We start from the raw sequence: 12,674 nt of genomic DNA, 5'->3' as shown, positions 1-12,674 counted from the left end.
GGCGAAGTGTGGCACGGTCTACCTCTCGTTCTCATGTTCGTGTTCCGCCGCGATGCCGAAGCGTGATTTGGCTGTGCGCTGCGGCTGGTTCGGCTGGTACAGATTTCTGAAGGATGCACTCTCTCGAATGAGAATGCGATTCTCAACAACGAAATTCAGACTGCCATACGCGAATGTCGGTAGTCAACCGCTATCGCCGGAGTTTGGAGAAATCCCAGCTCACGATGTTCTCCGGAACGAGTTGGAGCCAGCCGTGCCGGCCGTCGTAACTGAAGTTCCCGTCCTTGCCGATGTACTTGTCGGCAAACAGGCGCTCGGGGGTGATCAAGGCGTCGTCCGGTTCCCCGTGGCGAGGTATTTCGCCTACTTGTCGCACCTTTCCCTCCAGCTCAACGCCGCGTAGGCCGAGGAAGTCCGTATCTCCCTCGTCGACGATGACGCTTACCCGGGGATCGAGTTCGAGATCGGTCCACCGTCTGCTCCGGGTGAGTGAATTGAGCCAGATCGAGGTTCCGTCCCAGACGAACCACAGGGCGCTGACGTGCGGTCTTCCGCTCTGTCCGACGGTCGCCACTCGGCAGATCGGCTGCGCGGAGAGGAACGTATGGCGTTCCTCCTCTGTCATGGCGATGGCGGTTCCACGACGCTGTCCTGACATTTTTCCTCCTGCGAATAGTCAAAGAGAGCTTGATTCTCTAGTATGGAGAATATAATTTCCTAGGAAGTCGTCAATTTGGACGATCCACCGACGAGTACCTGTCGGCTCGGCCTGATTTCTTCGCGTCGACACTTGACGCCCACAGGTTCGGCCCTGCTCGGCGATCGACCTATCGAAAAGGGAGGTTCACCATGACCGCACCAATACCTTTGCGGCCGGGAGGCCAGCTCGCCAGTTCCGTGTGCACCACGCGGGTGATCGTCGTCCGCGCACCTGCAGCCGGAAACCCGGTAATCGCCTGTGGGGGTAGCCCAATGGTTCCCGCTGCGCCGGGGCAGGCGGCCGCCTCAACAGTCACCGACGCGGTCACGCTCATCGGGAAACGCTATGTAGACGCCGATCAGAGCCTCGAAGTGCTGTGCACGTCGTCCGGAGTAGGTGAACTGAGCTGCGACGGCGTTGCCATGACCCTCAAGGCTGCCAACGCGCTCCCCGCCTCCGATTGAACACGTAGACAGCAACGAAAGTCGGTGCGGGAGTTCGGGTAACCGGGCGCCGCACCGACGAGCCTTCAGGTGATGCACAGCAGAGGAGTCGATTGTGTCCGGCGGTATGAATTTCGAACTGACCGAGGATCAGGAATTGATCCGCAAGTCGGTCGCTGAACTGGTGAAGAAGTTCGACGATCAGTACTGGATGGAGAAGGACCGGGCGCACGAGTTCCCCGTCGAGTTCTACAACGCCATCGCCGAGGGCGGTTGGCTGGGAATGACCATCCCCGAGGAATACGGCGGTCACGGGCTCGGAATCACCGAAGCCACAATACTTCTCGAAGAGGTGGCCAGGTCCGGCGGCGGCATGAACGCCGCCAGTTCGATTCACCTGTCCATCTTCGGCATGCATCCGGTGGTGGTCCACGGATCCGATGAACTCAAAGCGCGAACACTGCCGCGTATCGCGTCAGGTGACCTGCATGTCTGCTTCGGAGTGACGGAACCTGGGGCCGGTCTGGATACGTCTCGAATCTCGACCTTCGCCAAGCGCGACGGAGACCACTATGTGGTCAACGGGCGTAAGGTGTGGATCTCGAAAGCACTTGAATCCGAGAAGATTCTGCTTCTGACCCGTACTGAGCGTTATGACGACGTCAAGAAGAAAACCGACGGAATGACGTTGTTCCTGACCGATCTGGACCGCAGTTGTGTCGACATCCGGCCGATTGCGAAAATGGGTCGAAACGCCGTCACGTCCAACGAATTGTTCATCGACAATCTTCGGATTCCCGTCGAGGACAGGGTTGGTGAGGAAGGTAAGGGGTTCTCGTACCTCCTCGACGGCCTGAATCCGGAACGCATGCTCATCGCGTCCGAGGCGCTCGGTATCGGCCGGGTGGCACTCGAGAAAGCAGTGAAGTACGCCAACGAGCGTGAGGTATTCGGTCGGCCGATCGGCATGAATCAGGGCATTCAGTTTCCGCTTGCGGACGCGCTTGCCCATCTTGATGCCGCAGAGCTGGTGCTGCGCAAGGCAACCTGGTTGTACGACCAGGGGAATCAGTGTGGTCGCGAAGCCAACACGGCCAAGTATCTGTGTGCCGAAGCAGGTTTTGCCGCTGCGGACCGAGCACTGCAAACTCACGGTGGGATGGGCTATTCCGAGGAATACCACGTCGCCCGCTACTTCCGTGAGGCCCGACTGATGCGGATTGCACCCATCAGTCAGGAAATGATTTTGAACTATCTGGGATCACATACTTTGGGAATGCCGAGGAGCTACTGATGACCGCAACCAATCCGATGTTCGACTTGACGGGACGATCAGCACTGGTCACCGGCGCGGCCGGCGGTATCGGCTCCGCCGTTGCGCGGGCGTTTGCGACGGCTGGAGCGACCGTGCTGGTCACCGACGTCGACGGTGACGCGGCAGCTGCTGTTGCAGAACGTATTACGGCGGCGGGTGGCAAGGCGGACAGTTTTGCGCTCGACGTCAGGGACCGTGCAGCCGCCGACGCCGCGGTGGCACGCGCCGCCGGTTTCACCGAGGGGAAGCTGCACATCCTGGTGAACAATGCCGGCGTGACCGCGCCCGCGATGTTCAAGGATCTTGCGCAGGATTCGTTCCAGCGGATGCTCGACATCCACCTGCTCGGCGCATTCCATTGCTCGCAGGCAGCTTTGCCGTTCCTGGCTACCGACGGGACAGGGCGAATCATCAACGTGACGTCCTCGGCCGGAATCACCGGAACGCTCGGCCAGGTGAACTATTCGGCCGCGAAGGCCGGGATCATCGGCCTGACCAAGTCTTTGGCTCGGGAACTGGCGCGCAAGAACATCCTGGTCAACGCGCTTGCTCCTTTGGCGGCCACGCCGATGACCGAGACTATCCGCACCGACGAGAAGTTCGCCGCGAACATGATGACGCGAATCCCGTTGCGCCGCTGGGCGGAGCCCGAGGAAATCGCGGGTGCCTTTGTGTTCCTGGCGTCGAATGCTTCTTCCTTCGTCACCGGGCAGGTGCTGCCGGTGGATGGTGGCATGGTGATGTGATGTCGGGTTCGGAGCCTGCCGCGGGCTCCTCTGCTACATCAGGGGGGCCTCTCGCGGGAATTACCGTGGTGACGTTGGAGCAAGCTGTGTCCGCTCCGATGTGTACGCGTACGTTGGCGGATTTCGGCGCCCGCGTGATCAAGGTCGAGAATCCGCAGGGTGGCGATTTTGCGCGAGACTACGACGATGTCGTGAATGGTCTTGCCGCACATTTTGTCTGGGCCAACCGCGGTAAGGAATCAGTCACCTTGAACTTGAAGTCCGAGGCCGGGATCGAAACCATGCACAGGCTGTTGGACAAGGCTCACGTGTTGGTGTCGAACTTGGCGCCGGGCGCGATGGCACGACTTCGTCTGTCGGCGAGTGATCTGGCCGAACGGCATCCGGATTTGATCACGGTGGAAATCGACGGCTACGGCGCCGGCGGTCCGCTGTCGCACAAGCGGGCGTACGACCTTCTCGTCCAGGCAGAGTCCGGTGCATGTGCCGTCACCGGACGCCCGGGCGAGCCAGCAAAACCCGGACCGCCCGTCGCCGATATCTCCTCGGGACTGTATGCGGCGCTGTCGATCCTGGCGCTGCTGTGCGGTAAGGGGCGTGGAAACGGCGGCGAACTGTCGTCGGTGTCGGTGAGTCTGTTCGACACCATGACGGAGTTGATGGGCTACCCGCTCACGTACACGAAGTACTCGGGGATCGATCAGCAACCATTGGGGATGAGTTCGCCTGCAGTGTCACCGTACGGTTCGTACGGGACCCGAGACGGGCAGACGGTTGTACTCGGCACGACCAACGACCGTGAATGGCAGCGACTTGCCCGCGAGATACTGGAGCGTCCCGACCTGGCGGACGACACGCGGTTTGCCGGCAACTCCGGGAGGGTTCGTCATCGGGAGGTTCTCGACGAGGCGATCGAATCATGGTGTGGTCGACACGATCTCGAGCACATTCAGAAGACTGCCGACGCTGCTGGAATCGGAAACTCTCGCTACAACCTCCCCAGCGAAGTGCTCGAGCACCCACAACTGAGTGCTCGTGACCGCTGGCGGCAGGTCGATACATCTGCCGGCCCGATCGAGGCACTGCTGCCACCGCCGATCATTGCGGGCTTCGAGCCGCCGATGGGGGCGGTACCGGGACTCGGGCAGCACACGGATCGTGTGCTCGCGGACTTCGGTTTCACCGGAGACGACATCGCGGCGTTGCGCGGCGACGGCGCAATCGGACCGGCGTACTGCTGATGGCGCACGAGAAAAACACATCGGTGGCGCCCGGCCCCGTCCTGCTGAGCGACGACCGCGACGGCGTTCGGACACTGACGCTCAACCGCCCGCACCGTAAGAATGCGATCAACCCGGAATTATGGGCAGCGCTGCGTGATTCGCTGGTATCTCTCGAGACCAACCGCGACGTCCGGGCGCTGGTCATCGAGGGGGCCGGCGGCTCGTTCTGTTCGGGTGCGGATCTGTCGGAAATCGCCGACATCCACCCCATGCACAAGTTGCGTGTCCTCACCGATGTTGCCCTGCTGCTCCACGAACTGCCGATACCGACCGTCGCCAAGGTGTCCGGAGTGGCCGTCGGTGCAGGGTGGAATCTGGCGCTCGGGTGCGACCTGGTGGTGGCCACACCCGAATCGACGTTTTCGCAGATCTTCTCCAAGCGAGGGTTGTCATTGGACCTCGGCGGATCATGGCTGCTGCCAAAACTTGTCGGTCTACAACAGGCCAAACGCCTGGTATTGCTCGCCGAGACCATCGGCGCCGAGGAAGCCGAGGCTCTTGGCCTGGTGACCTGGGTTGTGCCGAAATCGGAGATCGACAGATATGCCCGCGACCTGGCACAGCGATTGGCGTCAGGACCACCTATCGCGCTGGCACAGAGTAAATCGTTGTTGAACGAAGGCGCCGACCGCACGATGCGGGATGCGCTCGCCAACGAGGCACGCGCGCAGGCAATGAATTTCGGTACCTCCGACGCACCGGAGGCGTACGCCGCATTTGCGGAGAAACGTGAACCACGATTTGCCGGCCGCTGGGCCGTGCCGCGAATCGGTAGTTGAACAGAATCAGTTCGGAGAGTGGAGAGACATGCGTGAAGTTGTAATCGCCGAAGCAGTTCGGACTCCGGTGGGGAAGCGCAACGGCGGGTTGTCGAGCGTACATCCGGCGGACTTGTCCGCAGTGGTCCTCGCCGCCCTGGCCGAGCGCACCGGAATTGATCCTGGGATCGTCGACGACGTGATCTGGGGTTGCGTCTCCCAGGTCGGTGACCAGTCGAGCAATATCGGCCGCTACTCGGTACTCGCAGCCGGATGGCCCGAGTCCATCCCGGGCACGACGGTCAACCGGGCGTGCGGTTCGAGCCAGCAGGCACTTGATTTTGCGGTGCAGGCCGTCATGTCGGGTCAGCAGGATGTTGTTGTCGCGGGCGGCGTCGAAGTCATGAGTCGGGTTCCGCTGGGCGCCGCCAAGGCGTCCGGGCAGCCGTATGGCCCCAAAGTCTTCGAACGCTACGACAATTTCTCGTTCAATCAGGGATTGTCGGCCGAGGCCATCGCACAGAAGTGGGCTCTCACGCGTACCCATCTCGACGAGTTCTCCGCGCTTTCACACGAGCGCGCCGCCGCAGCCCAGGACGACGGCGCCTTCGAGAGCCAGATCGTCTCGGTGACAACCGATTCCGGAGTCGTCTCGGCTGACGAAGGTATTCGCCGCGGAACCTCGGTGGAGACTCTCGCGAAGTTGAAGCCCGCATTCGCAGATGACGGAGTCATTCACGCGGGCAACTCGTCGCAGATTTCCGACGGCGCCGCAGCACTGTTGGTGACGACGCCGGAGCGGGCACGTCAGCTCGGACTGACGCCGATTGTTCGCTACTGCGCAGGCGCTGTGACCGGTTCCGATCCGGTGCTCATGCTCACCGGTCCGATTCCGGCGACGGACAATGTCTTGAAGAAGGCTCGAGTCGACCTGAACGAGGTCGGAGTGTTCGAGGTCAACGAAGCCTTCGCGTCGGTGCCACTGGCGTGGCTTGCGGAAACCGGTGCGGATCCGGCATTGGTCAACCCCCTCGGCGGCGCGATCGCGCTCGGACATCCGCTCGGTGGTTCCGGAGCGGTTCTGATGACTCGAATGATTCATCACATGCGCTACAACGGAATTCAGTACGGATTGCAAACAATGTGTGAGGGTGGCGGCACCGCGAACGCCACGCTCGTCGAACTGGCTGTGTGAGGAAGATACAAAATGCGCAGAGAAGTGTTCACTCCCGATCACGAGTCATTCCGTAAGCTCGCCCGCGATTTCATCGAGAAGCACGTTGTCCCCGAGTACCCGTCGTGGGAAAAGGCCGGCCAGATGCCGCGGGCAACTTTCGAACAACTCGGCTCGTTGGGGCTGCTCGGTACCGCAATCCCCGAGGAGTACGGGGGAGCAGGGATGCCCGACTATCGGTACAACGTCATCTTGCAGGAGGAGTCGGCGCGCGCGCTGGTCACGTTGAGCACGGTCCGCACACAACTCGATGTGATCCTTCCGTATTTCCTTGCCTACGCTAACGAGGAACAGCGATCACGTTGGTTCCCCGGGTTGGCGGCAGGAACACTTCTCTCGGCGATCGCGATGACCGAACCGGGTACCGGTTCCGATCTTGCGGGCGTACGCACCACTGCGGTGCGCGACGGGGACGAGTACGTGATCAACGGTGCCAAGACATTCATCACCGGCGGCTTGCTCGCTGATCTCGTGATCGTTGTCGCGCGCACGTCGACGGATCCGGAGAATCGACGCGCCGGTCTTTCACTGCTGGTCGTGGAGGATGGAATGCCCGGGTTCACCCGCGGGCGTGTCCTCGACAAGATGGGCTGCAAGGTTCAGGACACAGTCGAGTTGTCGTTCGACAATGTGCGAGTGCCTGCTGCGAACAGATTGGGCGACGAAGGCGCCGCGTTCGGCTACCTCGGTCGCAATCTTCCGCAGGAGCGGATGACTGTTGCTGTCGGTTCGGTGGCTCAGGCTCGGGCCGCGGTGACGGCAACTATCGAGTACGTCAAGGAGCGCAAGGCTTTCGGGACACCGGTTGCGTCGTTCCAGAATACGAAGTTCGAATTGGCGGCTATGTCGGCGGAGATCGAGGCCGGGCAGACGATGATCGATCGGGCGGTTCTCGATCTGGTCGACGGCGAGTTGTCGGGTGCTGATGCAGCACGGGTCAAGTTGTTCTGCACCGAAATGCAAGCGCGCGTGGTCGACCGATGCCTTCAGCTTTTCGGTGGTTACGGCTACATGATGGAGTATCCGATCGCGAGGCTGTACACAGATGCCCGGGTGGCACGTATTTATGCAGGTACGAGCGAGGTTATGAAGGTGATAATCGCGAAGTCCCTCGGGTTGTAAGCGATTTAGGGGTCTTTGCGCGCGCGGCGACCGAAAAGCGGCACATTAGCTGTGTCCTGTTGCACAACTTCATCTTTGATGAGACGCTTGTCACAGGGCTGAAAACAACCTACTGTGTGTTCAGTAGGTTGCTTTGAGCAGAGGAGTTCGATGACCGCGCAGCGCCCGTATGCCACTCTTTTAGCAAAGGGCGAAGACCGGAAACAGCTCATCCTTTCCGCTGCTCAGCGACTACTTGCACTAAACGGGTGGCGCAGTACGACGCTTGCGCAGATCGCCGGTGAAGCCGGTGTGACGTCGGCTGGACTTTTGCACCACTTCGAGTCCAAAGAACAGTTACTGCATGCCGTGCTCGACGCGCGGGATGCAGATGACGATGCTCATGCTGATCGAACTGGCGATGTCATAGAACAGCTCGAGCAAGTGGGTGCGCGGTTCGAACGCTCGCCTCACTTGATCGGGATGTACTCGGTGCTTCTGATCGAGAGTTTGGATCCGGAAGCCCCGTTGCATGGTCGCCTGCTCGCTCGGCAGCGTGCGGCAATCGACACGATTGCCGCAGGTATTCTGCGCGGTCAACGCGCAGGAAAATACCGCAATGATATTGACCCGGCCGTCAAGGCCGTAGAGATTGTCGCGTTTCTCAACGGAATGGAGACCTCATGGCTGCTCGATCGTTCGATTCCACTGACCGAAATCTTCAAGGACTACACGCAATCGCTGACTCGACAGCTCGCGCTCGCCGGCACAGTCTGAGGTACCGTCTGGCAGTCCTCGCGCCCAGCGTTGCCGACGTGGTGCGCCATGCAGGCGGGTGGATGTTCGACCAGGTAATGGCTGGCTGGGACGTCACGGTTATCGTCGAAAAGCACGAGAACACCCGGCCGTTGCAGATTCTCGGGGCAACCACGTTGGATTTGGACTCCGTGATGGCCGCGCCCAACGGGCCGCGCCCGCAAGCGATTGCTCTGGCAGGTGATCTGTTCGAGTCCAATGCGATGGTGCGTGAAGGACTTCTCGATACCCTCGATCGCGGCATTATCGACGTCACGTTGTGGGGCGATAAGGTCCCGAGCGATCTGGCTCATCACTTCGGGCCGAGCTCGCACCAGTTAAGCCGCGCTGCAATGGTTTTCAAGTCCCACGCCCTCGCTGCCGCATCCAGCTCGCCCGATCCCGTCAGCGCGACCGAAATGTTTCGTGGGGTCAGTCTGTTCGGCAAGTGTCCGGCAGACGGAGTGAACCTCGTGTCAGTCGGTTAGTGAACCACTTCCCGCGCACAGTCCGGTGCGGGAAGGATCGAGAAGCCGCATGCTCCGGCTGTTGATACGCGTGAACGCGAATCAACAGGCGGAGCATTGTTGTGAGAAAGCAGTGCATGTGAACGGTAATGACTTTGTCAGCAGATATGGCCCGGTAGCGCTGGTGACTGGTGCTTCCTCCGGCATCGGTCAGTCGTTTGCCGAACAGTTGGCGGCCATGGGCCTGGATGTGGTCTTGGTTGCGCGCCGGGAATCGCTCCTGGGGGAATTGGCCTCGAGATTGCGAGCCGAGCACGGCGTCGAAGTAACTGTCTGCTCTGCAGATCTTGCTGAAGTTACGGCGACGGCGTCGATTCTCGACGCGACATCAGGCCTCGATATCGGGCTGGTTGTGAGTAATGCCGGTTACGGGTTCAAAGGAGAACACTCCGCCATGGACCCAGCAGAGCTGGCGGACATGGTGACGGTGAACTGCACAACGCCCATGCTGCTGACCCGTGGTTTCATTCCGCGCCTGCGAGCGCGTGGACGTGGCGGCATCATTGTAACCAGCTCGATCGAAGCATTGTTGGGTTGCCCGTATTCCACGGCCTATTCGTCGAGTAAGGCATTCCTGAACAGTTTGGGAGAGGGCCTGTGGGGTGAGCTGACGCCGGAAGGTATTGACGTACTGACGATTTGCCCGGGGGCCACCGATACCGAAGCGCTGCGGCGGAGCGGGATCGACCCGGCCACGATGAATAATGTCATGTCGCCGGACGAGGTGGTGACGCTGACCTTGGACAACATCGACAACGGGCCGACGCTGTTTCCCAGCGACCATCACAAAGCGGTTTTCGATCAACTCCTGTCGATTCCTCGGCGAGATGCTCTGACGGCGATGGCTCGGGGTATGAAGGTGAACTCGGTCCAGCCCAACTAGTCGGGACGGGCAAATGTCTTGGTCGCGTGTTGTTTTGCGGGGATCGCGAGATTTCCTTGCATTCCGCGCGTCCGGGTGAGAATATTCTTCTCATGCCAAAGAATCTTGTTCTGGGTGTTTTGGGCGCACGGGTGTCACAGGCGCCGCGGATCGAGGTGATCGAGGAATGAAGGCCGAGGATCTCTTCCATCTCGGGATCGTCACCGAAACGTTCGAGCAGACGAGGGACGAACTGTCGTCGCTGTTCGGGTACGAATGGGGCCCTGAGGTCGGTGGCCCGATCAACGTCACATTGCCGAGCGGCGACGCCACCGTTGATCTGCGATGTGCGTATTCGGTGACCGCGCCGCGCGTGGAAATCGTTCGCGCCGTTCCGCAGTCGACTCTGTGGGATGCAAGTAGAGGGCAAGGCATTCATCATGTCGGGTACTGGTCCGACGACGTCGCGGCAGATTCTGCAGAGCTGGCGCGTCACGGATACGTCACCGAGGCAACACGTCTCGGGTCTGATGGCATACCGTTCTTCTCGTTCCAGCGTAGTCCTTGGGGATTTCGGATCGAACTCGTGAGCAGAACCGCGAAGACCGGCCTCGAACAGTGTTGGGCGACACCGGTCGCGCGGCAAGCGGAAGTTGGTGCGAAGTCATGACTACTGTCGGAATTGTGACCGGCGCGGGACGTGGCATGGGTTTTGCCTGCGCGCGGCGTCTGACCGACTCGGTGGACCGTTTGTTGCTGGTCGACATGGACCCGGAAACCGTGGCGGCGGCAGCAGCTGAACTTTCCGGGACCGGCCGCGCCGTCGTAGAACCGTTTGTTCTCGATGTCACGGACCCTGCTGGCCTTGCGCGTCTAGTCGATCGAGTGCGTGAACTCGGAACCTTGCGGTCGGTCGCACATGTCGCCGGAATCTCGCCGACCATGGCCGACTGGCGCAGAATCTTTTCTGTCGATCTTGTGGGTACCGCCTTGCTCGCGCAAGCGTTGCGCCCGCTCGCCACGGCTGGCACGGCAATGGTGTGTTTTGCATCCATGGCGCCGACAGTGGCGTCGCTCGAGCCGGACGCTACCACCGCTGCGGCACTGGAAGATCCTCTGCGAGAAAACTTTCTGGACGAGATCTACGAAGCGGTCGGGCCCGCGATCGAACACACCGGCGCCGCGTACGCATGGGCGAAATACGGTGTTCAACGTTTTGTGAAACACGAGGCCGTGCGATTGGGAGCCGTCGGCGCACGCGTCTGCTCGCTGTCACCCGGATTGATCGACACCCCTCAAGGCCGACAAGAAGCCGAGAACAACGCGCACCTGAGTGCGCTGGTCACACAGACGCCTCTTGCCCGGACCGGTACTGCTGACGAAGTAGCAGCAGTCGTGTCGTTCCTGCTCTCGGATGACGCCAGCTTCCTCAACGGAACAGATATTCTCGTCGACGGTGGAATCTGCGCCGCGGTGCATACCAGCGGCGGACTGAGTGCGGCTCGTTCGTGACGGGGTATCTTCTTCCGATGGACATGAGTGGTTCGACCACCGAGCCGACACAAGATCTGGCAACCCGAATTGCTGCGCGGGCCTTGGCAGATCGAGGCGCTGTGTATGCCAGCGAGGTTCGCCGATTGCTTGACGCCGCGTTGGTGGTCATCAGGTCACTGGGAACGAACTCCCGCCCTCGCGTCGCGGATATCGTGGCACAAGCGGGCCTGTCCAACGATGTCTTCTATCGGCACTTCAAGTCGAAAGATGCACTGGTTTCGGCAATCTTGGAGGATGGCTCCGAGCGTTTGACAACGTATGTTGCGCATCAGATGGACAAGGAGAACACCCCAGAGGGGAAGATTCGGCGGTGGGTCGAAGGTGTCCTGTCCCAGGCCGACGAAGATTCGGCGGCCACCACCCGAGCGGTGCTCTGGAACGCGGGTGGGACGGGCGTCGGCGCAGTTTCGGGGCCACCGTCGGCGAGCGGTCCACTGGCGACCCTGCTGCGTGGTCCTCTTGCGGAACTGGGCAGCGCAGCACCGGAGTTCGATGCCACATTGGCGGCACACGCGACAGTCGGAAAGCTCTCCGACTACCTCTGGCAGCGGATTCAGCCTACCGATTCGGATATCGACCGGATCACCGAATTCTGTTTACGCACAATAACGCCCGCCTAGTCGATCTCAATCAGGTCTGAGACTTCGAAGAAACAGTGCTACCGCGGACTGAACATGCCTTTCTTGATCTGCGGGGTCATGCACAATTCCGAACGAGGCCAGGCGGGCCGGACCGCCGGACGCCATGCCGAGAAAGAGTTCGGCGAGTACGTCCGGTTCCTCGGCGACGATCTCGCCGGCCTCGGCATGCCGCACGAGTAGATCTGTGACCAACTGTTTGCGCGGCCAGAATCCCGTGCCGTGCGTTCGACGAGCGATGTCCGGAAAGCGCTCAGCGTAGGTGATCGCGATCTGTTCGAGTTTGATCATGGACGGGTTCAAGGCGCGGCTCAGTGCCGTCCTCGCGATGGTGGTCAACGCGGCTTCCAGATTGTCGAGATCAGGTTCAGGTGGTTCTGGCACAGGCCAATCCGTGCGTTGGACGGCCCAGCCGAGAACCGAGCGGAAGACTGCTTCCTTGGTGGGGAATCGTGTGTACAGCGTCGGTTTGGTAGTGCCGGCCGCGGCAGCGATGGCATTCATCGACGTCCCCTCGTATCCATGCTCGAGGAACATGGCGAGGGCGCCTTCACGTATGGCGTGATCCAGTGCGGTGGCTTGCTCGAGAGTGGGGCGCCCCCCGCGGCTTCGGCGTGCTCCGGCTGCGCCCGGTTCGGACCTGTGCGACGTCATGAACATCAGTGTGCCAGTCGAACTCAGCTATAGACAGAAAACTAAACCCATGGGTAAAGTTAAT

At 60.9% G+C, this 12,674-nt stretch carries 15 protein-coding genes; 13 read left to right on the top strand and 2 right to left on the bottom strand.

Annotated features, from left to right (window positions below; genetic code table 11):
- Nucleotides 1-190: 190 nt before the first annotated feature.
- Nucleotides 191-658 carry a pyridoxamine 5'-phosphate oxidase family protein gene (locus FEZ60_RS17785; protein ID WP_045064753.1) on the bottom strand — a complete coding sequence of 156 codons (468 nt, stop codon included), beginning with the start codon at nt 656-658 and terminating at the stop codon, nt 191-193.
- Between the two features lie 191 nt (nt 659-849).
- Here FEZ60_RS17785 and FEZ60_RS17780 point away from each other — a divergent pair, with 191 nt between their 5' ends.
- The 13 genes from FEZ60_RS17780 (at nt 850) to FEZ60_RS17720 (ending at nt 11,938) form a co-directional block, all read left to right on the top strand.
- Nucleotides 850-1,164 carry a hypothetical protein gene (locus FEZ60_RS17780; protein ID WP_033231790.1) on the top strand — a complete coding sequence of 105 codons (315 nt, stop codon included), beginning with the start codon at nt 850-852 and terminating at the stop codon, nt 1,162-1,164.
- Nucleotides 1,165-1,270: 106 nt separating this feature from the next.
- On the top strand, nt 1,271-2,437 hold the full coding sequence (locus FEZ60_RS17775) for an acyl-CoA dehydrogenase family protein (RefSeq protein WP_033231878.1): 1,167 nt from the start codon (nt 1,271-1,273) through the stop codon (nt 2,435-2,437).
- On the top strand, nt 2,437-3,204 hold the full coding sequence (locus FEZ60_RS17770) for an SDR family NAD(P)-dependent oxidoreductase (RefSeq protein ID WP_033231789.1): 768 nt from the start codon (nt 2,437-2,439) through the stop codon (nt 3,202-3,204). Before FEZ60_RS17775 ends, FEZ60_RS17770 begins: the two co-directional genes overlap by 1 nt.
- A complete protein-coding gene (locus FEZ60_RS17765) occupies nt 3,204-4,445 on the top strand; it encodes a CaiB/BaiF CoA-transferase family protein (RefSeq protein ID WP_045064751.1) in 1,242 nt (413 codons plus the stop codon). The genes FEZ60_RS17770 and FEZ60_RS17765 overlap by 1 nt, the downstream gene beginning before the upstream one ends.
- Nucleotides 4,445-5,266 carry an enoyl-CoA hydratase-related protein gene (locus tag FEZ60_RS17760; RefSeq protein ID WP_045064748.1) on the top strand — a complete coding sequence of 274 codons (822 nt, stop codon included), beginning with the start codon at nt 4,445-4,447 and terminating at the stop codon, nt 5,264-5,266. Before FEZ60_RS17765 ends, FEZ60_RS17760 begins: the two co-directional genes overlap by 1 nt.
- Before the next feature lie 28 nt (nt 5,267-5,294).
- Entirely contained in the window at nt 5,295-6,440 is a 1,146-nt protein-coding gene (locus tag FEZ60_RS17755; RefSeq protein ID WP_172936625.1) for a thiolase family protein, read from the top strand.
- A 12-nt stretch (nt 6,441-6,452) separates the two neighbouring features.
- A complete protein-coding gene (locus FEZ60_RS17750; RefSeq protein ID WP_045064746.1) occupies nt 6,453-7,601 on the top strand; it encodes an acyl-CoA dehydrogenase family protein in 1,149 nt (382 codons plus the stop codon).
- A gap of 150 nt (nt 7,602-7,751) precedes the next feature.
- Nucleotides 7,752-8,357: a TetR/AcrR family transcriptional regulator gene (locus FEZ60_RS17745; RefSeq protein ID WP_045064744.1), complete on the top strand. Its 606-nt coding sequence runs from the start codon at nt 7,752-7,754 to the stop codon at nt 8,355-8,357.
- Nucleotides 8,358-8,395: 38 nt separating this feature from the next.
- Nucleotides 8,396-8,863 (top strand): hypothetical protein, encoded by a 468-nt coding sequence (locus FEZ60_RS17740; RefSeq protein WP_308811197.1) that lies wholly within the window; start codon nt 8,396-8,398, stop codon nt 8,861-8,863.
- Nucleotides 8,864-9,026: 163 nt separating this feature from the next.
- A complete protein-coding gene (locus FEZ60_RS17735) occupies nt 9,027-9,785 on the top strand; it encodes an SDR family NAD(P)-dependent oxidoreductase (protein WP_207185755.1) in 759 nt (252 codons plus the stop codon).
- A gap of 166 nt (nt 9,786-9,951) precedes the next feature.
- Nucleotides 9,952-10,434: a VOC family protein gene (locus FEZ60_RS17730; protein WP_033231785.1), complete on the top strand. Its 483-nt coding sequence runs from the start codon at nt 9,952-9,954 to the stop codon at nt 10,432-10,434.
- On the top strand, nt 10,431-11,276 hold the full coding sequence (locus tag FEZ60_RS17725) for an SDR family oxidoreductase (RefSeq protein ID WP_172936624.1): 846 nt from the start codon (nt 10,431-10,433) through the stop codon (nt 11,274-11,276). The genes FEZ60_RS17730 and FEZ60_RS17725 overlap by 4 nt, the downstream gene beginning before the upstream one ends.
- Before the next feature lie 17 nt (nt 11,277-11,293).
- Complete coding sequence (locus FEZ60_RS17720) at nt 11,294-11,938, top strand: TetR/AcrR family transcriptional regulator (protein ID WP_052683470.1); 645 nt, start codon at nt 11,294-11,296, stop codon at nt 11,936-11,938.
- A 6-nt stretch (nt 11,939-11,944) separates the two neighbouring features.
- Here FEZ60_RS17720 and FEZ60_RS17715 read toward each other — a convergent pair whose 3' ends face one another.
- Nucleotides 11,945-12,610: a TetR/AcrR family transcriptional regulator gene (locus tag FEZ60_RS17715; protein ID WP_172936623.1), complete on the bottom strand. Its 666-nt coding sequence runs from the start codon at nt 12,608-12,610 to the stop codon at nt 11,945-11,947.
- Between the last annotated feature and the right edge of the window lie 64 nt (nt 12,611-12,674).

Source organism: Rhodococcus sp. MS16, assembly GCF_013277795.1.
In the GTDB taxonomy this organism is placed as follows: Bacteria; Actinomycetota; Actinomycetes; order Mycobacteriales; family Mycobacteriaceae; genus Rhodococcus_F; species Rhodococcus_F globerula.
Note: the sequence above shows the minus strand (reverse complement) of the source record. Positions and strands in the feature narration are given on the sequence as shown.